Here is a 24,494-nt window from a genome sequence, read left to right as displayed (position 1 = left end):
TTTTTATAAAAAATCATATTATTGACACTTTTGCATTTTCAATTCTTATTTTACCTTCAAGTTCATATTCTAATATTGCATCACCAAACTTACTTATAGCTTCTTCATAACTTGGATTTGTATCACAAAAGTGAAGTATTTCATCATTTTGTTTTAATGATGGAAGTTTATTCGTAATAGTTTGTAGAAATTCATCAATGTCATAAATAACTTCAACTAAGCCTTTTTTTACAAGTTCTTGTGTTCCTAAACTTTCATTAATTCTATGAGATAAAGTATATACTTTCTTCCCCATTTTAAGAGCATAATTAACAGAAGTTAAACTTCCTGATTTAATATCAGCTTGGGTTACTATTAAAATATCTCCTAAAGCTACGACTATTTCATTCCTTAAAACAAAAGTATAGTTACGTGCTTTTTCACCTGTTTTATAAGCTGAAAGCATTAATCCTTTTTGCTCGATTCCTGAGATTAAGTTTTTATTTACACTTGGATAACGTATATCTAAGCCATTTGCAACAACAGCAATTGTATTATCATAACCTGCTGCAATATGAGAAATAGCATCAACACCCATAGCAGCACCACTAACTATACAAATATCAAAGCTTGATAATTTTGATGCAAGTTTATGAGTAAACTCTTTTGTGTAAGTTGAGGGTCTTCTAGTACCTATTATAGATATTTTTTTCTTTTTTAAAAGATTTGTATTTCCAATATAAAAAAGTTCACTTGGATATTTTTTCATATTTTCTAATTCGGGAATATTAAATGAAATTTGATTAATCATAAATAGCCTAATAATATTTTATTTAATAATATTATTAGTTATATATTTTAAAGCTTAAAGATATGGAAGTTTATTTATAAATATAGGTTCAACATCTTTTAATAAATGTTTTGATTCTCTTAAAACTTTTATAGTCATTGAATGAGGATGACCAATTGCAATTGCATAGCCTCTTTTTTTAGCAATTTTTATTGCTTTTTTAAGTTGATTTTGAATGTAATCATAATCTTTTTTATTGTCTAAAAAAGTATTTCTTACGATATAAGGCATACCATATTTTAAAGCATATTTTTTTGCAACTGATTTAGCACTTGTTCTACTATCCACAAAAATAAAGTTGTATTTTTTTAATGCACGAAATAGTTTGTCCATAGCAGCATCATTTTGGGTAAATACTGAACCTGTATGATTATTTGTATATACAGCATTTGGATACCATTTTCGTAAGTTTTTCACAATTCCTTCAATTTTTGCATAAGAATCATTTATTGTTAAAGTGATTTTTTCTGTTGATTTAAATCCAGGTCCTGCTTGCATTGGAAAATGTATCATATGTACTTTTTGGTCTTGTGCTATTTTTGCAGAATTTATATGACCTTTTTGAGGGGGAAGAAAAGCCATTGTAACATCGTAACCAATATCTAAAATTGCTTTCTTCTGTTTGCTACTACTTACATCATCAATTACAATAGCAATTTTTGCTTTATTCTTTTTGTTATAATGATAAGTTTCTTTTTTAGTTTTTACAGTAGATTTAGGTTTTTGTTTTACAGGTTCTTTTTTTATTACTTGGTTTTCTTTTGGTGAGGGTTCTTTTTTAGGTGTTTCTTTTTTTACTACTTTTTTAGGTTCTTTATTTTCTTTTACTGTTTGATGATCTTCTTTTTCATGTTGATCGTAATCTTTTTTTAACTCTTCTGTTAATTCTTCAAATTTTTCTTTTGGTGTTTCAAGCTTATCAAAATATTCATCTAGTTTTTCATTTTGGAATTTTTTGAGTTCAGTAATTTCTTTTTTTTCTGATTTTAGAATGTCATTATTAATAGTTTTATTTGAATTCTCATTTTTCATTATAAAATAGCTTAAGCCACTAGCTATAAATGCAAATAAAAATATTAGTAGGAAAATCTTTGCTAATTTAGATTTTGAAACTTGTGATGATTTTTTAGTTTTTCGTTTAGTTTTTTTATTACTCATAGTAAGTTATAAATCAAGGAAGAAAATCTTCCTTAATTCTTTTATTAGTTTTTGTCTTGTTGAACGATTTTATTCGCTGCAATCCAAGGCATCATTTCTCTAAGTTCAACACCAGTTTTTTCAATTAGTGTTTCTCTTTGATTATTTCTTTCAGCATTCATTCTTGGGTATCCTGCTTGACCTTCTAAGATAAAGTCTTTTGCAAATCTACCATCTTGAATTTCTTTTAATAATTCTCTCATAGCTGCTTTTGACTCATCATTGATGATTCTTTTACCAGCAATATAATCACCGTATTCAGCAGTATTTGAAATTGAATATCTCATATCAGCGATTCCACCTTCAAACATTAAGTCAACGATTAATTTTAACTCATGTAAACATTCGAAGTATGCCATTTGTGGATCATATCCAGCTTCAGTTAATGTTTCAAAACCTGCTTGAACTAATGCAGTAGCACCACCACATAATACAGCTTGCTCTCCGAATAAATCAGTTTCAGTTTCATCTTTGAAAGTTGTTTCAATAATTGCAGTTCTACCACCACCAATTGCTGAAGCATAAGATAATGCTAATTCTTTAGTTGTTCCACTTGCATCTTGGTGAATTGCAATTAAATCTGGAATTCCTCCACCTTTAACAAATTCAGATCTTACAGTATGACCTGGAGCTTTTGGAGCTACCATCATTACATTGATGTTTTTTGCAGGTGCAATTCTTCCATAATGGATATTAAAACCATGTCCAAATGCTACAGTAGCACCATCTTTTAAGTTAGCTTCGATTTCATTTTTGTAAATATCAGCTTGATTTTCATCTGGTAATAAAATCATTACGATATCAGAAATAGCAGTTGCTTCTGCAACAGTTTTAACTTCAAAACCTTTAGCTTCAGCTTTAGCCCATGAAGCTCCATTTTTTCTTAAACCAACAACAACTTCAACTCCAGAATCTCTTAAGTTTTCTGCGTGTGCGTGACCTTGTGATCCAAAACCAATCATTGCTACTTTTTTTGATTTAACTAAATCAATATTACAATCTTTATCATAGTATACGTCTAATGCCATTATTATGTCCCTCTAGTAAAATTTTAGAGATTATACCCAAAAAAAGCTAAAAACATAGTAACTAAAGATAAAAAATAGTAATACTCAAGATATTTTAGATAGGATTACATTATATATAAACAAGGAATTAACTTGCTAAAAGAGCTTTTTAAAAAGATACAAAGTGCAGATAAGACATATAATAAAACTGAATTAATCGAAATAGAAAAGTTTATTAAAAAAGGTATTGTCATTAAATTAGATGATGAAACTTATGAACTTAATTCAAAATATAAAGTCGCAATTGTTAATGTTGGAAAAAACTTAGTAATACTTGAAGATTTAATAAGTGAACATAAAAACATAAAAATAGAGTTTGATCAATTAAATGGAGCTTATAATGGTGACTTAGTATTAGCAAAAAGAGTTTTTAATCCAAGGTCAAGAGTAAAAGCTAATATCATTGAAGTTTTAGATGGAAAGAAAAATGATATTTTAGTTTATATAAAAGAGAAATCTTTTTATACTGTAAAAGAAAATATCAAATTAGAAAATAAAGGTGCATCTTCATATGAAGAAGGTGAGGTTTTATTAGTTGATAATAAATCTATTGAACTAATAAAAAGTTTAGGAAATATTGCTGATCCAAAAATAGATGAACTTATCTCTTTACATTTATATAATGAAGTAATAAGAACACAAAAACCTTTAGAAGTTGACGCAAAAATGAATGATGAAAATCAAAGAGTTGATTTAACACATTTACCTTTTTGTACAATTGACCCAAATTCTGCAAAAGATCACGATGATGCTATTTATTATGATAAAGATGAAGAAGTTTTATATGTAGCAATTGCTGATGTTTCTTATTTTGTAAAAGAGGGAAGTGCTTTAGATAAATTAGCATTTTTAAAATCAACTTCAATTTATTTGCCAGGAAAAGTTTTACCAATGCTTCCAAATGAATTAAGTGAAGAGATGTGTTCACTAAAAGAAGGAGTTGACAGATACTCTTATGTTTTTAAAATCCAATTAGATTTAAAAAATAAATGTGCTAAAAAATCACAACTTTTTGAAGCTATTATAAATTCACATAGAAAATATTCCTATGGAAGAATAGATAGAGTTCTTGAAGGTAAATTGGATCAATATGGAGATGTAGATAAAACAATATTTGATTATATATTACCTTTATATGAAATTACTAAAAACTTTAGAGCTAAAAGATTAGAAAATGGTTATGACTTTAGAACTACAGAATTGCGACAAAAACTTAAAAACTTCAAAATCGTATCAGTTGATAGTGAAAGTTCAACTGCTTCTCATCAATTAATCGAGGAGTGTATGCTTTTAGCAAATATTGAAGCTAGTAAAAAAGTTAATAATGTAGGAATTTATAGAATTCATGAAGAGCCATCTTTAAAAGCAATTTCAAGATTAGTTGATGATGTAAATATTTTAGGTGTAAAAGTAAAAGTACAAAATGATGTTCATGATACAATTACACATATTCAGAAAAAAGCAAAAGCTTCAATGATGAGTGAAGAGATTGATGAACTTATTATTCAATCACAAACTCAAGCAAAATATAGCTCAAAAAATCTAGGTCACTTTGGTTTAGGTTTTTCTTCATATTCTCACTTTACATCTCCAATTAGAAGATATTCGGATTTAGTTTTACATAGAATTTTAAAATCAAAGCAAACTCCAAAAAATATTGATGAAATTTGTGAGCATATCTCTTTAAATGAAAGAAAAGTAGCTCAATTAGTTTGGGATTATGAAGATAGAAAATATGCACGTTGGGCAAATGATAATATTGGAAGTGAAATAAAAGTAAAAATAGTAGATACTGATAGAAATAGGGCAGTTTCATATGATACTATTTCTGGATTAAAAGTGACTATTGATAATATGAAAGGTCAGAAACTTTTCACAAAATTAAGAGTAAAAATTAAAGAGGTTGATATTATTACTAAACAAGTAATATGTTCGGTTAAATATTAAAAAAGCTAACAAAATAAATTGCTAGCTTCTTAAATTAAGGAGAGGGGTTTCTTGTTAAAATATTAACAAGAAGTATGAAGTCTAGTATCAGTATCTTCTTCTGGATAGAAAGAAGCTAGTGTACAATGACTAATAGCAGATGCTGCTAAAATATTAGTACTTGCTGCTGATGTTTGTGTATTGTTAAAACTTAAATAATCTGGTGTATCACTATTTTCTAGTGGATAAAAAGATGCAAATACTTTGTTATCACTAGTTGCTACTGCTAAAGTTTGATAAGCTTTTGAATCATCTTGAACTGAAGAAAGATAACTTGGAGTGTCATCGTTCTCAACTGGGTAAAAACTTGCAAATGTATCTTGTGCTGATAATGCACTTCCTGCTAATAAACTTAATCCTATAATAGTTGTTGATAATTTTTTCATTTTAAAATCCTTTTAAATATTAATTTTTTATTTTCGTTTGTTTGATAAGTGTATTATAGATTTTTTATGTGTATCTTGCGTAAAGAGTTCGTTTATTGTTTGTGTAGTGTTGAGTTTTAGAAGTTAAAAATATTAATGTTTAAAGTATGTTATCTTTTAAAGTTGTAAGTAACTTAGGTATTTTATTTTTAATAACATATTGACCTATTAATTTATGTTTTTCATTTATTAAAATAGGTGCTGCTAAATTTACAATTGAGTCTTCAATTGGATTTTGCATTACAACACAAAAGTATATTTTAAAATCTTTTTGTTCATGTATATGTAGTTTTTTTAATACTTCATCATCAATATTAAAATTAAAATTCATTTTTTTAAAATAAGATATATCTACAATGTTTATATTTAGTTTTTTATTTTCATTTAAAATTAAAGTGGAAAAATTATTATCAATAGTTTTTATATTTAATTCTTTAATATTTTCAAAACCTAATAGTGGTAGTTCTATTTTATACATTATAAACCTTTTGTTAGATTATGAATAATATTAAAAGATAACTTAGGATAAGATATATCCTATGTATAAAAACGAATTTGATAATCATTTAAGACAAAATAAGAAATTTAATGCCTACATGTTTTATGGACAGTCAACATATTTAGTTGAACTTTACACTAATATTGTTGCTACTTCACTTGGTTTGGCTGATGAGATTGAAAAATTATATTTTGATGAATATGATTTTAAATATGCAAAAGATAAACTTCTTCAATCTTCACTATTCTCATCTAATAATATTCTATTAATAAAGTGCGAGAAAAAACTTCCAAAAAAAGAAGTTGATGCTTTAATCGATGCTTGCAATACAAACATGGATAGCACAGTTATTTTTTCATGTATGGGAGATGGTGATTTTAAAACTATGGAAAAGAGTTTTACAGCTAAAACAAACTCTGCAGTTGTAAGAATGTTTGCTCCAAATGACAATGAAGCAGTAAGACTTTTAGAAAATGAAGCAAAAAAACATAATATAAATTATGAAATGTCTGCATTAAATCACTTATACTTTATGCATAAAAATGATTTATCATTATGTATAAATGATTTATCAAAACTTGCAATTTTAGAAGAAAAGATAACATCTAATATAATAAATACGCATTGTTTTGGAATAGGAATAGTCTCTTTTGAAGATTTCTTACATAATTTATTATCAGGAAAAGATATAAGTAATGATTTGAACTTATTACTAGAAGAGGGTGTAAATGAAGTGTTTTTAGTTACTCAAGTTACATCATTTGTACAGCAATTGTTTTTGATAGCATCATATGCAAGAGCATATGGAGCTCCTAATCCAAAAGAAATTTTAGGTTTTATTCCTCCTAAAGCTGTTTGGGAAAAAAAATCAAAACTAGCTATTAATATAAAACCTCAGATGTTCCAAGAGATGTTAGAGTTTCTTTTAAATTTAGAGTTAGAATTAAAAAGTTCTAAAATTGATAACACTAATTTATATTTACAAGCAACTCTAAGAAAGTTTACAGTTTTATTTGGATAAAATCCATGACTTTATAAAAAAAGTACCCTTGCTGATATTAGTTAAAACTAAAAATACCGGCATAATCTATAAGGAGAAAATTAGATGTCTAAATTAAAACATTACGAAACAATGTTTATTGTTAAGCCTACATTAACTGAAGAAGAAACTGTAGCACAAATCGATGCTGTTAAAGCAACAATTGAAAAGAATGGTGGAGAAATCGCTGCATGCGACGATATGGGTTCTCAGCAATTAGCTTACGAAATTGAAAAAAATAAAAGAGGTTACTACTTCGTTATTTATTTCAAAGGTGAACCAGCTGGACTTGCTGAAATCGAAAGAAACTATAGAATCAATGAAAATATCATGAGATTCATTTTCATTAAATATGAAAATAAAAAAGAAATTGCTGCATGGACAAAAATGAGTGATGCTGCTGCTGCAAAAGCTGCTAAGTAGTAAATTATAAACTAAGGACTTAAGTATGTATAATAAAGTAATTATGGTAGGAAACCTAACTAGAGATATTGAATTAAGATATTTACCATCTGGTGCAGCAATTGCAAAATCTGCTCTTGCAACATCTTTTAAGTATAAATCTGCTGCTGGAGAACAAAAAGATGAAGTTTGTTTTTTAGATTTTAATATGTTTGGTAGATCTGCTGAAGTTGCTAATCAATACTTACGAAAAGGTTCAAAAGTTTTATTAGAAGGTAGACTTGTATTTGAACAGTGGACTGCTCAAGATGGAACTAACAGAAATAGACACTCTTTAAGAGTTGAAACTATGAAAATGTTAGATTCAAAAAGTGATTCAATGAATAATAATGCTGGGGATAACCAAGGTTATAATCCTCAAGGATCGTATAGCCAACCAGCAGAAAATCAATATAACAAAACTTCTAATGCTCAAAATGGACAGAACAACTATGGTGGTAATAAACCTCAAGCAGCTTCAATGCCTGAGCAAAAAATACCTGAAATAGATATCGACGAAGACGAAATACCGTTTTAGAAATTAAAGGAAAACGACATGGCTGAAAGAAGAAAATACGGAAAAAAATATTGTAAATATACTGAAATGAAAGTTGATTTCATTGATTATAAGAATTCTGATTTATTAAAGATTTCTATGAGTGAAAGAGGTAAAATTATGCCTAGAAGACTTACAGGAAACTCTAAGAATTCTCAAGAAATGGTAGAAAAAGCAATCAAAAGAGCTAGACATATGGCACTAGTTCCATACATCGTTAACACTAAAAATGTTACTGATGCAGCATTTGCTAGATAATCTCTAGTTAAAGCACAAAAAAAGGGAAGAAGTTTTAACTTCTTCCCTTTTTTTATGCCTACATAGTTTAGAAAAAAGTATTAAACTTTTTCCCAAACAACACCTGATGGTGTATCCATAAGTGAAATTCCTAAAGCAGAAATTTCATCTCTTACTTTATCTGCAGTATCAAAATCTTTTGCTTTTTTAGCTACATTTCTTTTTTCTATTAATTCTTCAATTTTTGTTTTTTCTTCATTTGAAATTCCAAACTGAAAGTACGAATATGCATCACTATTTCCAATTCCAAGAACATCTGAAATAAACTCTATATTTGATACAAGTTCTTTTTTCAAAGCTTTGTCTTTAGGGTTAATATCTAGTTTATCATTTGCATTTGCAATCATTTCATCAATAAAAGATATTGCTTTTGAAGTATTTATATCATCATTCAATGCATTAATCATTTTTTCTTTAAACTCTTTATTTACAGTGCTTGAAGCTCCACCGTAAACTCTTTTTTTAACTCTATAAAGTTTATCAAGTCTCTTTTTTGATGAAAGTAAATCTTCTTCATTAAAGTTAAAATCTGTTCTATAGTGAGCAGTTAAAAGATAAAATCTAATAACTTCACCACTATAAGATTTAAGAACGTCTTTTAGGAAAAAAGAGTTTCCAAGAGATTTACTCATTTTCTCTCCATCAATATTTACAAAACCATTGTGCATCCAATATTTTGCAATTTCTTGATTTGAAGAACATCTAGTTTGTGCTGCTTCATTTTCATGATGAGGGAAAAGTAAATCTGCTCCACCACCATGAATATCGATTTGGTAAGCTGTATTTTTATACGCAAGATGCTTTTCTATCATAGCTGAACACTCTATGTGCCAACCAGGACGACCGTTACCAAAGCTTGCTTCAAATATTACATCTTCGTCTTTTGCAAATTTCCATAAAGCAAAATCAGATGGGTTTCTTTTTTCAGTATTTACTTCAACTCTTGCTTGTGAATTTTCATCACTAGCACGATTTGAAATACAACCATAAGTAGAATCTTTTGAAGTATCAAAATAAACACCATTAGAAATTACATAAGCAATATCTTTTGAAATTAGATTATTAATCATATCTTTCATAATTTCTAAATTTTGTGTAGCTTTTGGTTCAATAGTATTATCTAAGACATTAAGTTCTCTCATATCAGCTTTATATGCTTTTATATATTCACTTGTAATATCTTCTAAGCTTCTAGATGTTTCATACATTTTCTTTATGATTTTATCATCAATATCAGTAAAGTTTTTTGTCATTGTTACTTCATAGTCATTATTTTTCAAAACTCTATGAAGTAAATCAAAAGCAATAGCAGACCTTGCATGACCTAGGTGTGAATCATCATAAACTGTTGGTCCACACACATAGATTTTTGCTTTTTTTTCTTCTATTGCTTCAAATAAAACTTTTTCTTTTTTTACTGAATCATAAATATATATCTTATTCATGTTATTTAAATAACGCTTCTAATGACGATGTATCAGTTGTTCTTTCTTCATTTCTTTTATTATTACCTTCATCAGTAGGAGTTGAACCTTCAATTTCTACAAGTTCAATTTCATATTTAGTAAGCATAGAAGCAAGTCTTATATTTAAACCAGATTTTCCAATTGCTTTTGACTTTTGGTCACTTGGAATTGTTACAATTGCTTTACCTTTTTCATTTCCTTCTGGTGCTTTTTCAATTTTAACAGATGAAATAATTGCAGGTGAAAGTGCACGAGATATAAACATTTCAGGAATAGTAGAATATTCAACACAATCAATATTCTCACCATTTAATTGGAATGATACAGATGAAATTCTTACACCTTTTACACCAACTACTGAACCAATTGGGTCAATTTGAGGGTCAATACTTGTTAATGCAATTTTTGCTCTAGATCCAGGAATTCTAGCACTAGCTTCAATTGTTACTTTTTCGTCTTTAAGTTCAGGAACTTCAAGAGCTAGTAAACACTCTAAGAATTTAGGAGATGTTCTTGAAATATCAATTAATAAACCATTTGTTTTATCAATATTAACACCACGAACAACAGCTTTTACAGTATCTCCTACTTTAAATACTTCACCTTTAATTCTACTTTTTCGTTGAAGCATACCTTTAACTTCACCGATTTCAATATAAGTGTTTTCTTGTCTATCTACTCTTGTAACAACACCTGATACAATTTTTCCTATTTTATCTTGATATTTTCCAACTAGGTTTTCTTCTATAAATCTTTGTATTCTATATTCAAAATTACTATGTAAGATAGTTGCTGCATTTCTTCCCATATTTTCAAACTCTAAATCGTAGTCAATAAAATCACCGATTTCTAAATCTTCATCAATCTCTTTTGCTTCATCTAAATCTATAAAGTTTTCAGCATTCATTTCATTTCCGTATTCATCTTCTACTTCACCAGTTAGTTTCTCATCTCCAACTGCTAATACTTCAATCTTTTGTGATAATTGTAATCTTTTATTTTCTCTATCTATATTTGCATCGAATCTTAATGTTTCGTCTACCATTTTCTCTGCTGTTTTAATCAATGCTTCTTTTAATGCATTCTCAACATCTTTGATTTGTAGACCTTTTTCATATGCAATTGAGTCTAAAATATCTATAATTTTGTCCATTAATAACCCTCTAATATCTTTTTATTTGTTGACATTGAAATGTAATGTTTTGAATTCAATGTAGTGTAGATAGATATTATATCTAAATCTCCTTTTATAAAAATAAAAGTAATTTTTGGATAAAATAATTGGCTAATTAAAACAAAAGGTTTAATATATGGAATTATTATTTGCAAGAACTGAATTAAGTGAAAAACCTAAAAAAGTCCAACTAGATAAGATTAAAGAAGATTTACAAAAAGATGGTGAAAAAATATTCTATTTTGATAGAGATAATTCACATAAAGACATGATGGCATTAGTTGATGCTTTAGAAGATGAAGGTGTGAACGTATATTTTAGAGAAGTAAAATATGGATTAGCTGATGATGAGTATATGTATGAGGTTCATGCACTTTAATAAGTGATAAAAACTATGAGTTCAAATAAAAAACTATTTATTCAAACACTTGGTTGTCAAATGAATGACACAGATAGTCAACATATCGCAGCTGAGTTAGAAAAACATAAAGATTATTCACAAACTGATAAAATGGAAGATGCTGATTTAATTATCATAAATACATGTTCTGTAAGAGAAAAACCAGTTCAGAAACTATTTTCTGAAATTGGTCAGTTTAATAAAAAGAAAAAAGATGGAGCTAAAATAGGTGTTTGTGGTTGTACGGCATCTCATCTTGGTAGAGATATTATCAAAAGAGCTCCATATGTTGATTTTGTTGTAGGTGCAAGAAATATTTCTAAAATTAAAGATGTTGTTGATGTAAAAGGTTCAGTTGAAATCAGTATTGACCATGATGAATCAACATACGAATTTGCAACTGCAAAAACAAATAAATACAGAGCAAGTGTAAATATCTCAATTGGTTGTGATAAAAAGTGTACTTACTGTATCGTTCCTAGTACACGTGGTGAAGAGATTTCTATACCTATTGAAATGATTGTTGACCAAGTTCAAAAATCAGTTGATTTAGGTGCTGTTGAAGTTATGCTTCTAGGGCAAAATGTAAACTCTTATGGAAGAAGATTTTCAGATGGTAGAGAAAAATCAACTTTTACTAAACTTTTACAAGAAGTTTCAAAAGTTGAAGGTTTAGAGCGAATTAGATTCACATCTCCTCATCCTTTGCATATGGATGATGATTTTATTGAAGAGTTTGCAAGAAATAAAAAAATATCTAGATGTATTCATATGCCATTACAAAGTGGTTCAACTGAAATTTTAAAAGCAATGAAGCGTGGATATACAAAAGAGTGGTTTATAAACAGAGCTACAAAATTAAGATCACTAGTTCCTGATTTAAGAATTACAACTGATATTATTGTTGCATTTCCAGGAGAAACGCAAGAAGATTATGAAGATACTTTAGATGTTGTAAATCAAGTAAAATTTGATCAAATTTTCAACTTTAAATATTCTCCTAGACCTGGAACTGAAGCTCTTAATATGAAAGAAAAAGAAGTTCCTGATGAAATTGGAAGCAAAAGATTAATTGATTTAATCGAATTACACAAAAGACATTTAGAAGCTGTAATGCCATCTTATGTTGGACAAACTTTAAACGTATTAGTTGAAAGTTTAAAACCAAATGGTGAAGTTTGTGGGTTCACTGATAATTACTTACAAGTATTTACAAGTGGAAGTGATTCTTTACTTGGAAAATTTGTAAATGTTAAAATTACATCAAATACTAGAACTTCACTTAAAGGTGAAATTGTAGAGTAATGAAAAAATATTTTAAGTTAAATATTTTACCTTATATACTTTACTTTTTAGTAAAATTCATTTATTCTACAAACAAAAAAGTTTTTCATCACTCTAAAGTTAGCAGTGATGAAGCTTTTATCTTTGTTGCTTGGCATGGCGATTTGCTAGCACAACCTACAAATTACTTTAAATTCAGACCCAATGGAAATGTAAAAGCAATGATTAGTCATAATAAAGATGGCGAAATAATTGCAAAAATATATGCTCTTTTAGGAACTGGATTAATTAGAGGTTCATCTTCTAAAGGTGCGGCTAAAGCTTTAATTAGTACAATAAAAGAAATAAAAAATGGTTGTGATGTTGCACTTACTCCTGATGGCCCAAGAGGTCCTAGGTATACTATTGCAGATGGTGTTGTAGCAATTGCCAAGAAAAGTAATGCTAAAATTATTGTATTAAACTCAAAACCCTCAAAATATTGGCAGTTTAATTCTTGGGATAAATTTGTTTTACCAAAACCTTTTGGAAGAATTGACTTTTATTTATCTGAACCTTATAGTATTGAAGGTTTAGAATTTGATGAAGCGAAAGAGTTTATAAAAGATAAGATGATGATAAATGCAATGTCTTAAAAAGTTTAAATAGGAAATATATGTTTACTAAAGAGTCTTTATATATCAATGCTATTAAATATGATACTCAACTTAAACTTGATTATAAAAAATTAAGTGACAATCAAATTGTAGAAGCTAATAATTCTGTTTTTTTAGTTGATGATGAAATTCTTTCACGTGATATTGCCCTAAAATTAAATGCTTCACAAAAAGAGATTGCAGATACTTATATTTCAACTTTATTGATAAGTGATACTACTAAACTTGTTCCTAAGACTTTATCTTCTAAATTAAAAGATTGTGAAATTTCTGAGTTAAATGCAGATTTTGATATAGCAGTTTTAAAAACAACATTATTTGAAACAAAAAACTATTTTGAAAAAACGGGTATTGATTATATTTATTCAGCATTTCATATTTTAAACTTGCATTTAGAACAAAATATTTGTAAAAATCAATTATTAATTTTTCTATTTAATAATAAAGCTTTTATATTAATTTTAGGAAACGATGCTTCTATAGTATTTAATAAAACAGTTGATTTACCAAATTTTGAATCAATTAAAAAAACACATTTTTATGAAGATGATATTACAGGACAAAAGCTTTTTGATGAAATTTATTATTTAGAATTAAATGAAATAATTCATAACACACTTAATAAATTTTATGAAGAATCAAAAGATGTATTTGTTGAAAAAATTGTAATTTTATATGTAGTTAAACAATTATCAAGTGAACAAATTACTCAATTAAGTGATGAATTAATTTTACCAATTGATTATCATCCAATAAATATCGATGAAGAAATTTTTGAACTAACTAAAGATAAACATTTAAAAAAGAGTTTTATCAAGCCTAGAAAGAAAGCTAAAAAAACCAACTTTAACAGTTTGTTTATTTTGGTATTTTTTGTTTTAGCATTTTTTGGTTTATATAAATTATATTTAAATATAAATGAACAAAAGCAAGAAGAAAAACAAGAAGTTAGAAAATTTATTAAGCTACCAGATCATGTTAATATCAATGATAAAATCGAGAAACGTATAAAATCTATTTTTAAAAGAATACCTTATGATATTGTATTAAAAGATTTAAAACTTCAAGAAAATAGTTTAGAAATTAATGCTACACTTTTAAATGATGACACTTTTATCAAATCGGTTCAACCAGCATTAGAAGATATTTATAATAAAATAGAAATTAACATAGATGAAAATAATAAAAATAAAAAGAATATGTTAGATGCAAAAATTATAGCTTTAAGTGCTCTAAAACTTGAAGATGTGGTTTATAAAACTTATACTGATAAATATATCACAGATGAGTTTATGCCAATTTCTAGGGTAACTGAGCAATTGAAAATTTTATTCCCAGAAGATACAATTATTAAATTTAATTCTAGTAAAAATGAAGATATTACTAAGTTTTACTATTCAGTTAATATGCTAGTTAAAAGTCCTGTTGAATTATTTAAAACAATAGAAATGTTAAACAATGAACTTTATTCAATAAATATTATGTATCCTATAAGTATGTTAAAAACTTTAAATGGTTTAGAAATAGAGTTTAAATTAGTATTTAATCAACCTAAATAATAATTTGAAAAAGATAAACTAAAAACTTTTACCAAGTTTTTAGTTCATTATAAACAGAGTCTCTCTCAACAGGAGTAAATCCAGTATTTCTTATTAAGTCAACAAACTCTTTTAATGCAACTCCTTTTGCACTTGTTGCTCCTGCAGCACTTTGAATTGATTCTTTTTCAATTGTACCATCTACATCGTTTGAGCCAAATTCTTGTGCTATTAAAGCAAGTTTTACAGTTGAAGTTGCCCAATATGCTTTGATGTTTGAAATATTATCTAAAACAATTCTTGCGATTGCATAAGTTTTTAAAATTTCAACACCTGTTAATGGTGCATCAATTTTTAAGTAATTGTTTTCTGTTTGATATACAAGTGGAATAAAGGCATTAAAACCTCCTGTTTCATCTTGTAAATCACGAAGTCTAATCATATGATCAATTCTATGTTCTCTACTTTCAACGTGTCCAAAAAGCATAGTAGCATTACTTTGTTTCCCAGCTTTATGCCAAGTTCTATGAATATCTAACCATTGTTGTGAAGTAACTTTTCCTCCACAGATTTTTTTACGTACTTTTTCGTCAAAAATTTCAGCTCCACCACCTGGCATTGAATCAATTCCATGCTCAATCATTTTTGCAATCAATTCTTCATATGTAAGATTATACTCTGTACTTAAAAAATGAATCTCAGCAGCTGTTAAAGCTTTTACATGAATTGATGGAAAGTTTTCTTTTATCTTTTTAAATACATCCATATACCATTGTAAGCCAGTATTTGGATTATGTGCTGATACAATATGTACTTCTTTAATATCCTTTTTTGATGAAGTTTTTACAATTTCTAAAATCTCTTCATGTGTTAATGTATATTGTAAAGGGTTTTTTCTACTTGCACTATAAGCACAAAATTGGCAAACATCTTTACAAATATTTGTTGGGTTTATATGTCTATTAATATTGAAATATGTTTTTTTACCATGTTTCTCTTCTCTTATTCTATTTGCATATTTTGCAAGTATGAATAAATCTAAATCATAAAGTTTAATGGCATCTTCGTAATTTAATCTTTCATTGTTTTCTAATTTTTCTATAATACTCATAATTATTCCTATTTACAATCAAGGTCTTTAGTATTTTTGTTATATCTACCCATATGAATAAAACCAATACATGTTTTATCTAAATCAATATCGTGAAACATAACTTTATACACTTTACTTTTATATCTTGTTTCTTTATCTTCAACACTTAGTTTATTTATTACTTCAATTTTATCTATATTTTTATGTCCTAAGGTTGCAAGAATTTCGGTCATTTTGTCTTGTTTTAATATTTTTAATGTCATGAATACTGCAAAACCTGCAAGAAATAATATGACAATTATTATAATGGTTTTTTTTGGTAATCTTCTTACTTCATTATTTTCCATAATTATCTTCCATTAATGGAACAAATGAACATTTTTCTCCATCATAAGACTCTAATGTACCATCTTCTATTCTATAATACCAGCCGTGAATTTGTAATTCACCACTTTTTATTTTTCTTTCAACATCTGGAAATGTAAGTAAGTTTTCTAATTGATGGACTACTGAAATTCTCTCAGTTGCTCTATATAATTTCTCTTTATCACTTTTATCTTGAATTGCTAAAAGTGTATATTCTTTAGCTCTCTTACCAAGTTCTAACCATTTCTTTACGTGAATTAAATCAGGTGAATCACCTATATCTTTGTATAAACTTTTACAAGCACCACAATGTGAATGACCACAAATAATAATATGTTTAACTCCTAAAACTGAAACTGCGTATTCAATTGCAGCTGAGCTACCATGGTAATCTTCATCAGGACTATATGGAGGAACAAAGTTTCCTACATTTCTTAAAATAAACATATCTCCAGGCTTTGTATCAAGCATTAAATCAGGTGTAATTCTACTATCACTACATCCTACAAAAAGAATTTCTGGTTTTTGTCCATGTTCAACTAGCTCTTTAATATTTCCTTGAAATCTAGGAAAGTTAACTTCTCTAAATTTTTTATTACCTTTTACTAAATCATTTATTATCATTTATTTTCCTGTTTTGATTACTGTTTGTGAAGTTGGTGTAATCATTGTAATTTTTTTAATACTATCTGCTTCGCTTAAATCTACTTCTATTTTATATTCAACTAAGTAGTCAATTTTATGACATGAGAATAATTTTGTATATGGAGAAATTTCTAGTAGTTCACATTTTTTCATATTTATAGTATTTTGAGCAAAAGCTGCAGATAATGTTAGTAAACTAATTAATACTATTCTCATTTTAATTCCTTTAAAACTTGACATACCTTGGTTAAGTCATTTTCATTAATATCTATTTTTGCAATTAGCCGTATAATCGCACTTTTAACAGTCGGTTGTCTAATTGCACCAACTAGGTATGATTTTTCTTGTAAAACAGCTTGTATTTGTTTTACTTTTTTATTATCACCTATATCAATAGGGATAATTAAACTATTAGATTTTATACCTAATATAGTACGTATAATAGTTAAATTCTCATTTATCTTTTCTTTTAGAGTTTTTTTATTTTCAATTATATATTTTAATGATTCAAAGCCTAGTGCTATATCAAAAAGGGAAGGAGCAGTTGAGTAAATTATTGGCTTTGCTCTATTTACTAAAAAATCTATGATTTCATTTGAAGCTAATATATATGCACCATAAGAGCCATAAGCTTTACCAAGTGTGCCCATTTTAATATGATACTTATTAGGTTTAATTTTATAATGGTCAAATATACCTAGTAAATTATCGCCAATTACACCTGAACTATGAGCTTCATCAACTAAAAGTAGGGTATTATATTTTTCTTGAATATGAAATAATTCTATGGGTGCTAAATCTCCACCCATAGAATAAACACCTTCAATTGCTACGATATTTCTACCACTTCTAGTGTTTTGTAAAATTTTATTTTCTAAGTCAAGTGAATCATTATGTTTAAATACAACTACTTGTTCTGGTTTTAAAAGTTTAGTGGCAAGTATTCCACTTGCATGATAATCTTCATCAATAAATAAAGTATCATTTTTTCTACATAATGCTTCAATCATTGCAATGTTTGCTAGAAATCCAGAACCAACAGCTACACCTGCTTGAAACTTATTTGTTTTACATAAAAGATCTTCAAAATCTTTATGAATTTGATTGTAGCCATTTACAAGCATAGAAGCTTTTGGTGAAGTGTATTGCTCTTTTAGTACTCTTTCATAAGCTTTTTGGAAAATATCTTTATTCGTAGATAAGCCTAAATAATCATTTGATGCAAGATCAATTATATCTTTTGAAAATATTTCTCGAGTTCTAAAACGATTTGATTTTTTGATAGATGATAGTTCTTTTGAATACAAAAAGTTCTCCGTTAGTGTTTAATTATATTAACTTAAAATTGCTAAATAATCGTTGAATAATTAAAAAGTAATAATCATGCTAGTTTAATGCTACTAATTGTTGTTATACTTTTTCCACTAATTTTTATATACAAGCTAAAACACGCAAGGTGAAAGTTTACTAACAACTTTTCTTTCACCTTTAAATCACTAATAGCAATATTTTCCAAGACTTTTAAACTTTTATTATGTAAGATAGCAAAATGATAGAAAATACAAATAACAGAATTTTTAAAATACCCCAACTTTCATATCTAGAGTTAAAATACAGTACAAGATTTTTTGAATGTCCACAAAAACATTATCATAATATGATATGTATAATAGGATTAAAAGAAGGTAGAGCAAAATTTATTGTTAATGATAAAGAACTTATTTTAAAAGAAAAGAGATTAATTATTATTAATCCAAATGAAGTTCATTATTCAATTTGTGATGATGAAAACAAAGATTATTATGTGATTTATATTCAAAGAGATTGGTATAAAAATTTGCAAAATCAATTATTTGACACAAAAGACATTATTGCCTTATCAAATATAATAGATGACTTGGATTTAAATAAAGAGTTTTTTGAATTATTTAATATATTATATGAGAAAAGTGATGTAATAAAAAAAGAGTTAGAATTGTTAACTTTTTTGAAAAATATTTTTAATAAATATGTTTCTGAAAAAACATTTTTAAAAATTGATGAAACAACAAAAATTGCAAAAGATTTTAAAGAATATGTTGAAAAAAACATTTCATCAAAATTGACATTAACTAGTATTTCAAAAGAGTTAAAAGTGAGTCCCTATCATATTATACGAATTTGCAACCAAGATTTTGGATTATCAGCTAATGCTTATATTGTAAACAAAAGAGTTCATAGAGCAAAAAAATTAATTAGCCAAGGTGTCGATATTTCAGAAGCTGCTGTTGAAGTAGGTTTTTATGATCAAAGTCATTTAACAAATGTATTTAAAAAAGTTTTTGCATTAACACCAAAAGCATATCAAAATGATATAAATAAAAGTAGAAAAAAGGAAAAAGATGAGTAGTTTTAATTTATTAGATAAAAACAATAATTTCAATATTTTATTAGCAGGAATAATTGGACTCTTTATTGGAGTTGGAGTTGCAAGGTTTTCATATACTTCGCTTCTTCCTTCAATGCTTGAAGACCAAACTTTGTCTTTAACTTTTTCAGGAGTTTTGGCTTCTTTGAATTATGTTGGATATTTATCAGGTTCAATTTTTGCTATTTTTATAAAAGATATTAATACAAAAGTTAAATATTTTAGAATAGGTACAGTTCTTTGTATTTTAACAACTTTAATTATGGGTATTACAACAAATGATATTTTATGGTCAATAGGTCGTATTATTGCAGGCTTTGGTTCAGCTATGGCTTTAGTTGTTGGTGCTGCTATTGTAATGACTAAATTAGATTTCGAAGATAAAACAAAAGCAATGGGAATATACTTTTCAGGTATTGGAATTGCCTTGGCTTCTTCTGATATTATAAGTAGATTTATTTTATCTATTTCTTCTTGGCAAACATCATGGATTGTTTTAACTATTATAGGTGCACTTGTGACTTTTTATCCTTTGTATATATTATCTTTTGATAAGCAAATAGCTTCTAGTAATGAAAAACATCCATTAAATAAATCTTTATTTTCACCCTTTGTTATAATATTAATTGCAGCATATTTTACAGAAGGTGTTGGGTTTGTAATTCAAGGAACTTTTCTTCCAACTATTTTAAAATCAATTTCAGGTTTAGAAGCAGTTGCTGGTTTATCTTGGTTACTAGTTGGACTTGCTGGAATTCCTGCTGCAATTATTTGGATGAAACTTGCACATAAATATGGAAGTATAAATATAATTATAATTGCAATGTCTATACAAATAGTTGGAATATTAATACCTACAATGACTACAAATATGTATTTAAACTTATTTTGTGGAATTTTATACGGTGGAACGTTTACTGGACTTGTTGCACTATTTATGAACTTAGGTGGTAAATTAGCTGGAAAGAATCCAGTTATGCTTATGGGAGCACTTACAACTGCATATGGAATAGGTCAAGTTACTGCTCCTTTATATGCTGTTAGTTTAACTGATTGGACTGGAAATTATGATTATGCTTTATATGTAACTGCAGCTATTGTATTTTCTGGAGTTTTAATGCTTTTAGGTGCAAAAAAATTTAAAAGTTATGTTTCGTAAAACTTGAAGATTAAAGTGTTACATTTTCAAGTAAATCTATACTTGAAGGTGTAACAATAATGACATGTATGCAGTAAGCAACATTTAGCTTCTTAATTTGTAAATAATAATCTAGACTTCTTTTGATTTTTGATAGCTTTGAAGGAGTTATATTATTTACTGCAACTTCATAATCATTTGCAGATTTTACTTCACAAAAGAAATAAACATTATCTTTTTTTGCAATAATATCTATTTCACCAAGTTTCTTGGCATAAAAATTTTGTTCAATTATCTCATACTTTAAATTTTGCAAAAAAGATTTAGCTTTTTCTTCTGCTTCATCACCTTTTTTCTTACTCATAAATTTTATTCTTCTTTTTCATACTCAATCATATAACCAAGACCTCTAATATTTGTAATAAAATCTTCTTTTAATACTTTTTTTAGTCTATTAACTTCTGCTCTTATTGTTGCGTTATCAATATTATCATCTCTCCAAACATATTCTCTAAACATATCATAATTAACTGTAGCGTTTTTATATCTTGCAAGTAGTTGAATAATTTGTAATTGTCTTTTTGTAAGAGTATGAGTAGTGTTGTTATACATAAGTGTTAAAGAGTTTGAGTTAAAACTATAACATTGTGAAAGTACTTTATTTTGTTGTGGAACTATTTGTGATTGCGATATTTTATTTATTCGTAAAGTTAACTCTTTTAAGTGAAAAGGTTTTTTTAAATAATCATAACAGCCAAGTTCAAAAGCTCTTGAAATCTCTTCAATATCAATTAATGCAGATATAAAAATAGTAGGAATAATTATATTCTTTCCATGAAGTGTTTCAAGGACTTCAAAACCATTAATATCTGGAACATTAATATCAAGTATTAAAAGTTCAAAAGCTTCTTCATCCAATATTCTAAGACAATTTGTTCCATCTCTTGCTGTTCTTACTTCATGATTAGTTGATTGAAGATACTGAGTAATTGCACGATTTAGCATTACATCGTCTTCTAATAATAAGATTTTCATTTTGCCTCCAAATTAAAAATATAGTTAAATGAGGTATAAAATTCATTTGATTCAACTTTTATATCTACATTCTCTTCATCACAAATTCTTTTTACTAAACTAAGGCCTAATCCAAAACCTTCTTTTATAGATTCTTCCCTATAATACTCTTTAAATACTTTTTGTGGGTTTTGAATATACTGAGAACAAGAAGAAAACGTTAGAATATGACTATTTTCTTCTTTTGTCAAAGTAATGTAAATATTTGAATTCTCTTGAGTGTATTTTATCGCATTTGTTAAGTTATTATCAATAATTCTTTGTAGTTTAGTTTCATTAAAATTAAAAGTTAATGTTTTAAACATAGAATTAAAAACTATGTTTGAACCAAATTGCTTTGCAGATAAATTAAAGAAATCTATTCTTGAACGAATATAGTCTACAAAATCAATATCTCTTTTAGGATAATTAAACTGATCTTTTTTTACTAAATAACTTAAATCATCGTAAATGTTAAAAATATTTTTTAAAGCAACTTCAATTGTTGATAAATAACTATTTTTCCCATGTTCCATTTCATAAAGTTCAATATTACTCATAATAACTGATATAGGTGTATTTGTTTCATGTACAGCATGTCTTAAGAATATTTTTTGAGAGGTTAATAGCATTTGTGAATTTATTTTTTCTATTTCTAAGTGTTTTGATTGCTCATCATAATCTTTTGATGATTGTTCAATTAAATGAGTTAATGTTTGCATAGTTTTAGAATACTTACTAGAAGTAATATTCTTATTTTTTTGATTTAAATTTGAGTTAATATTTTTGTTTGTGATTGATTCTTTTAAAGCAACCATTGTAAAACATTGGTTAAGTAGTTTAGTATTTTCTTTTTCATAGTAAAACTCCCCATAAGAAAAAAATCCAGCAGTATTTGCAATACTTGAATAAGCACTATTTTCTTTATTTATTGAATCCCCAACAAAAATTTTTCTTGCAACACATGAATAAATAAAAAAACTTTGTATATCACTATAATCTTTATCATAAGGAATTATTGGGTCTTTTAAAATCATTTCAGCATTACCAAACCCAAACTTTACTTTTTGACCCTCTTTTAGATTGCCTGAAAATTCTAAACTTCCATCTTCAAATAGCTTTAATGCTGCTCTTGCTATATATGAATTATTGTTTTTTATTAAAAGAGGAAAGGCTATTGAATTTTGCAAAAATAAATCTGAAAATTCTTTTCCTAAATATTTTTCATAAAAACTTATTGCTTTGATATTATTGATTTCATAAACCCTGTTGTCTACTGCTTTTGTAATCTTATGCTCAATTCCAATAGGAGACCAATTAAATCTTGAATCATTTTGAACATTTAAGTTATCTGAGTTTAAAGAAATTCCAACTGTTCCATTATCAAAAACTTTATTTCCTGAAGATATATAAGTGTTTTTAAAGTTTGAATTATCTCCTGCTATTGCACCTGCAATCATTACTGAAGGATTTATTTCCTTTATTCCTTTTAAGAGTTCATCTGCATTAGTATGTAAAGCATCTGTAAATAAAATCAGAAGTTTAGTATTTGGAGTGATTAATTCTTTTGCTAATTGCAAGCCTTTTTGAAAACTACTCTTTTGTGTTTGGAAAGATTCTTTTATAAATGTTTCTTCAAAAATTGAAATAGAAATTATAATAGAAAAAGAAGTTACTTCACCTTCATAAATTTCACCATTAGTTGTAGTTCCAATACAAAATGCATTAGGTAAAAAGCTAAATAATGAATCTACCGTTTCTTGTAATCTTGATTTTTCTTGACCGCAAAAAACTTGTATAAGAATATTCTCTTTATTTTTAAATAAATCAAAGTTTATAATATCTTGAATGTTTTCATTTTTTAGCTTATAATTATAGGTTTTCATAATCGATTATATCATAATATACTATGTTATTTTCTAACATTTATAATTTTAAATCTATCTCCCATTCCAGTTGGTTCAAGTAGTGTTTTAACTTTTTGTGTTTGTCTTAAATATGTTGATTCATCGACATTTGCTTTAAGAATTTCTAATAATTCAATAATACCAAATTCAACTAAAGCTTTTAGTTGAGTATTAAATATTATATTTTCTAATTTATTATTTTTAAAACAATCCCTTAAATGATTAAAGTGAACATCATAAGTAATATCAGAATTTTTATATAGTTTTTGTAAATCTAATTCTTCTTCAAATATTGGAAATACTTCATGCTTTTCATAAATTCTAGCAGAAAAGTCATTTCTAGGATATCTATCTCCATAATCAAAACTTAAAAATTCAAAACTATTTATATTAGAACATAGCGTATTTACAAAACTTTCATAAGATAAACCTACCTCACCTTTTGTAATTTGATATTTTTTACAATGATTTATAATATTTTTATCAATACAATCAATAAACTTGATTTTATGATTTTCTACAAAAGCTTGTTGTAAAACATCCTTCTCATTTGTATAAACTAACTCACATGCAAAAGCATCAAATATTTCATTTGCTATTACATAAGCGTTATCAAGTTTAACTTCATTTAAATCATTGTAATGCTTTAAGTTTATTGTATTTCCAAAAGACTCTTTAATATATTCTTTTTGTTTTTCTTGAAGTTTAGGAAACCTTTCAACTATTGAAAAATTCAAAGTTTCAAGAAGTTGTGGTTTAAGAGTATAAATAAATTGAATTATATCTGCAAGTAGATATCCATGATGAGCACCAATTTCTAAAATAGTAGTATTTTTAGGTAAAAAACCATCTTCTATTGTTTTTATAATTTTTTTTGCAATTGCACCACCAAAAAATGATGAGGTAGAAACGGATGTATAAAAATCCCCATCTTTTCCTATTTGTTTATATGTAGCATAATAGCCATCACTATCGTAAAGCCATTGATTAAAGTATTCACTAAATTTTATCATTGGTAATTGTATCAAAAT

General features: G+C 26.8%; 27 protein-coding genes. 11 read left to right on the top strand and 16 right to left on the bottom strand.

Going from position 1 to position 24,494, the window contains the following annotated elements; translation table 11 throughout:
• Positions 1-13: 13 nt before the first annotated feature.
• The 3 genes from LPB137_RS12500 to ilvC are packed head-to-tail and all read right to left on the bottom strand — an operon-like array spanning position 14 to position 3,054.
• On the bottom strand, positions 14-790 hold the full coding sequence (locus LPB137_RS12500; protein WP_076088581.1) for a DNA-processing protein DprA: 777 nt from the start codon (positions 788-790) through the stop codon (positions 14-16).
• A gap of 54 nt (positions 791-844) precedes the next feature.
• On the bottom strand, positions 845-1,987 hold the full coding sequence (locus LPB137_RS12495; protein ID WP_076088579.1) for a divergent polysaccharide deacetylase family protein: 1,143 nt from the start codon (positions 1,985-1,987) through the stop codon (positions 845-847).
• A 44-nt stretch (positions 1,988-2,031) separates the two neighbouring features.
• Positions 2,032-3,054, bottom strand: coding sequence for a ketol-acid reductoisomerase (ilvC, locus tag LPB137_RS12490; RefSeq protein ID WP_076088577.1), 1,023 nt, complete (start codon positions 3,052-3,054; stop codon positions 2,032-2,034).
• 132 nt (positions 3,055-3,186) lie between these two features.
• Here ilvC and LPB137_RS12485 point away from each other — a divergent pair, with 132 nt between their 5' ends.
• Complete coding sequence (locus tag LPB137_RS12485) at positions 3,187-5,040, top strand: RNB domain-containing ribonuclease (RefSeq protein WP_076088575.1); 1,854 nt, start codon at positions 3,187-3,189, stop codon at positions 5,038-5,040.
• A gap of 62 nt (positions 5,041-5,102) precedes the next feature.
• Here LPB137_RS12485 and LPB137_RS12480 read toward each other — a convergent pair whose 3' ends face one another.
• Both LPB137_RS12480 and LPB137_RS12475 read right to left on the bottom strand, forming a co-directional pair.
• On the bottom strand, positions 5,103-5,465 hold the full coding sequence (locus LPB137_RS12480) for a hypothetical protein (RefSeq protein ID WP_076083344.1): 363 nt from the start codon (positions 5,463-5,465) through the stop codon (positions 5,103-5,105).
• Positions 5,466-5,604: 139 nt separating this feature from the next.
• Positions 5,605-5,982 carry a flagellar assembly protein FliW gene (locus LPB137_RS12475; RefSeq protein WP_076088573.1) on the bottom strand — a complete coding sequence of 126 codons (378 nt, stop codon included), beginning with the start codon at positions 5,980-5,982 and terminating at the stop codon, positions 5,605-5,607.
• Positions 5,983-6,043: 61 nt separating this feature from the next.
• Between LPB137_RS12475 and holA the strand changes: the two genes are divergently transcribed.
• The 4 genes from holA to rpsR all read left to right on the top strand — a co-directional run bounded on the left by holA (position 6,044) and on the right by rpsR (position 8,297).
• Complete coding sequence (holA, locus tag LPB137_RS12470) at positions 6,044-7,024, top strand: DNA polymerase III subunit delta (protein WP_076088571.1); 981 nt, start codon at positions 6,044-6,046, stop codon at positions 7,022-7,024.
• A gap of 84 nt (positions 7,025-7,108) precedes the next feature.
• A complete protein-coding gene (gene rpsF / locus LPB137_RS12465; RefSeq protein WP_076088569.1) occupies positions 7,109-7,465 on the top strand; it encodes a 30S ribosomal protein S6 in 357 nt (118 codons plus the stop codon).
• Positions 7,466-7,490: 25 nt separating this feature from the next.
• Complete coding sequence (locus LPB137_RS12460; RefSeq protein WP_076088567.1) at positions 7,491-8,021, top strand: single-stranded DNA-binding protein; 531 nt, start codon at positions 7,491-7,493, stop codon at positions 8,019-8,021.
• A gap of 18 nt (positions 8,022-8,039) precedes the next feature.
• Positions 8,040-8,297 carry a 30S ribosomal protein S18 gene (gene rpsR / locus LPB137_RS12455; RefSeq protein ID WP_076088565.1) on the top strand — a complete coding sequence of 86 codons (258 nt, stop codon included), beginning with the start codon at positions 8,040-8,042 and terminating at the stop codon, positions 8,295-8,297.
• An 80-nt stretch (positions 8,298-8,377) separates the two neighbouring features.
• Here rpsR and cysS read toward each other — a convergent pair whose 3' ends face one another.
• Together cysS and nusA are read right to left on the bottom strand one after the other, a co-directional pair.
• Positions 8,378-9,781: a cysteine--tRNA ligase gene (cysS, locus tag LPB137_RS12450; protein ID WP_076088563.1), complete on the bottom strand. Its 1,404-nt coding sequence runs from the start codon at positions 9,779-9,781 to the stop codon at positions 8,378-8,380.
• 1 nt (position 9,782) lies between these two features.
• Positions 9,783-10,955 (bottom strand): transcription termination factor NusA, encoded by a 1,173-nt coding sequence (gene nusA, locus LPB137_RS12445; protein WP_076088561.1) that lies wholly within the window; start codon positions 10,953-10,955, stop codon positions 9,783-9,785.
• Positions 10,956-11,112: 157 nt separating this feature from the next.
• Here nusA and LPB137_RS12440 point away from each other — a divergent pair, with 157 nt between their 5' ends.
• The 4 genes from LPB137_RS12440 to LPB137_RS12425 are packed head-to-tail and all read left to right on the top strand — an operon-like array spanning position 11,113 to position 14,875.
• On the top strand, positions 11,113-11,355 hold the full coding sequence (locus LPB137_RS12440; protein ID WP_076088559.1) for an HP0268 family nuclease: 243 nt from the start codon (positions 11,113-11,115) through the stop codon (positions 11,353-11,355).
• Positions 11,356-11,370: 15 nt separating this feature from the next.
• Positions 11,371-12,681, top strand: coding sequence for a tRNA (N6-isopentenyl adenosine(37)-C2)-methylthiotransferase MiaB (gene miaB, locus LPB137_RS12435; RefSeq protein ID WP_076088557.1), 1,311 nt, complete (start codon positions 11,371-11,373; stop codon positions 12,679-12,681).
• Positions 12,681-13,295 (top strand): lysophospholipid acyltransferase family protein, encoded by a 615-nt coding sequence (locus LPB137_RS12430; RefSeq protein ID WP_076088555.1) that lies wholly within the window; start codon positions 12,681-12,683, stop codon positions 13,293-13,295. The genes miaB and LPB137_RS12430 overlap by 1 nt, the downstream gene beginning before the upstream one ends.
• 20 nt (positions 13,296-13,315) lie before the next feature.
• Positions 13,316-14,875, top strand: a complete 1,560-nt coding sequence (locus tag LPB137_RS12425) for a hypothetical protein (RefSeq protein ID WP_076088553.1) — start codon at positions 13,316-13,318, stop codon at positions 14,873-14,875.
• A 28-nt stretch (positions 14,876-14,903) separates the two neighbouring features.
• Here LPB137_RS12425 and mqnE read toward each other — a convergent pair whose 3' ends face one another.
• Genes mqnE through LPB137_RS12400 form a run of 5 tightly spaced genes read right to left on the bottom strand, consistent with a single transcriptional unit; the run spans position 14,904 to position 18,265 of the window.
• Positions 14,904-15,965, bottom strand: a complete 1,062-nt coding sequence (gene mqnE / locus LPB137_RS12420; RefSeq protein WP_076088551.1) for an aminofutalosine synthase MqnE — start codon at positions 15,963-15,965, stop codon at positions 14,904-14,906.
• Positions 15,966-15,973: 8 nt separating this feature from the next.
• Positions 15,974-16,294, bottom strand: coding sequence for a hypothetical protein (locus LPB137_RS12415; RefSeq protein ID WP_076088549.1), 321 nt, complete (start codon positions 16,292-16,294; stop codon positions 15,974-15,976).
• A complete protein-coding gene (locus LPB137_RS12410) occupies positions 16,284-16,937 on the bottom strand; it encodes a carbonic anhydrase (protein ID WP_076088547.1) in 654 nt (217 codons plus the stop codon). The genes LPB137_RS12415 and LPB137_RS12410 overlap by 11 nt, the downstream gene beginning before the upstream one ends.
• The gene (locus LPB137_RS12405) at positions 16,938-17,174 is read right to left on the bottom strand and encodes a hypothetical protein (RefSeq protein WP_076088545.1); all 237 of its coding nucleotides are present in this window, start codon (positions 17,172-17,174) and stop codon (positions 16,938-16,940) included. It lies immediately after the preceding gene.
• Positions 17,171-18,265 carry an aminotransferase class I/II-fold pyridoxal phosphate-dependent enzyme gene (locus LPB137_RS12400; protein WP_076088543.1) on the bottom strand — a complete coding sequence of 365 codons (1,095 nt, stop codon included), beginning with the start codon at positions 18,263-18,265 and terminating at the stop codon, positions 17,171-17,173. The genes LPB137_RS12405 and LPB137_RS12400 overlap by 4 nt, the downstream gene beginning before the upstream one ends.
• Before the next feature lie 242 nt (positions 18,266-18,507).
• Here LPB137_RS12400 and LPB137_RS12395 point away from each other — a divergent pair, with 242 nt between their 5' ends.
• Both LPB137_RS12395 and LPB137_RS12390 read left to right on the top strand, forming a co-directional pair.
• A complete protein-coding gene (locus tag LPB137_RS12395; RefSeq protein ID WP_076088541.1) occupies positions 18,508-19,347 on the top strand; it encodes an AraC family transcriptional regulator in 840 nt (279 codons plus the stop codon).
• Positions 19,340-20,524, top strand: a complete 1,185-nt coding sequence (locus tag LPB137_RS12390; protein WP_076088539.1) for a YbfB/YjiJ family MFS transporter — start codon at positions 19,340-19,342, stop codon at positions 20,522-20,524. Before LPB137_RS12395 ends, LPB137_RS12390 begins: the two co-directional genes overlap by 8 nt.
• A gap of 10 nt (positions 20,525-20,534) precedes the next feature.
• On the opposite strand, the gene LPB137_RS12385 is transcribed toward LPB137_RS12390, so the two are convergent.
• Genes LPB137_RS12385 through LPB137_RS12370 form a run of 4 tightly spaced genes read right to left on the bottom strand, consistent with a single transcriptional unit; the run spans position 20,535 to position 24,476 of the window.
• Positions 20,535-20,867, bottom strand: a complete 333-nt coding sequence (locus tag LPB137_RS12385) for a YraN family protein (protein ID WP_076088537.1) — start codon at positions 20,865-20,867, stop codon at positions 20,535-20,537.
• A gap of 5 nt (positions 20,868-20,872) precedes the next feature.
• The gene (locus LPB137_RS12380) at positions 20,873-21,538 is read right to left on the bottom strand and encodes a response regulator transcription factor (RefSeq protein ID WP_076088535.1); all 666 of its coding nucleotides are present in this window, start codon (positions 21,536-21,538) and stop codon (positions 20,873-20,875) included.
• Positions 21,535-23,442: an FIST N-terminal domain-containing protein gene (locus LPB137_RS12375; protein ID WP_076088533.1), complete on the bottom strand. Its 1,908-nt coding sequence runs from the start codon at positions 23,440-23,442 to the stop codon at positions 21,535-21,537. The genes LPB137_RS12380 and LPB137_RS12375 overlap by 4 nt, the downstream gene beginning before the upstream one ends.
• 26 nt (positions 23,443-23,468) lie before the next feature.
• Entirely contained in the window at positions 23,469-24,476 is a 1,008-nt protein-coding gene (locus LPB137_RS12370; RefSeq protein WP_172802486.1) for an SAM-dependent methyltransferase, read from the bottom strand.
• Positions 24,477-24,494 lie beyond the last annotated feature (18 nt).

The organism is Poseidonibacter parvus, assembly GCF_001956695.1.
GTDB lineage: Bacteria > Campylobacterota > Campylobacteria > Campylobacterales > Arcobacteraceae > Poseidonibacter > Poseidonibacter parvus.
Note: the sequence above shows the minus strand (reverse complement) of the source record. Positions and strands in the feature narration are given on the sequence as shown.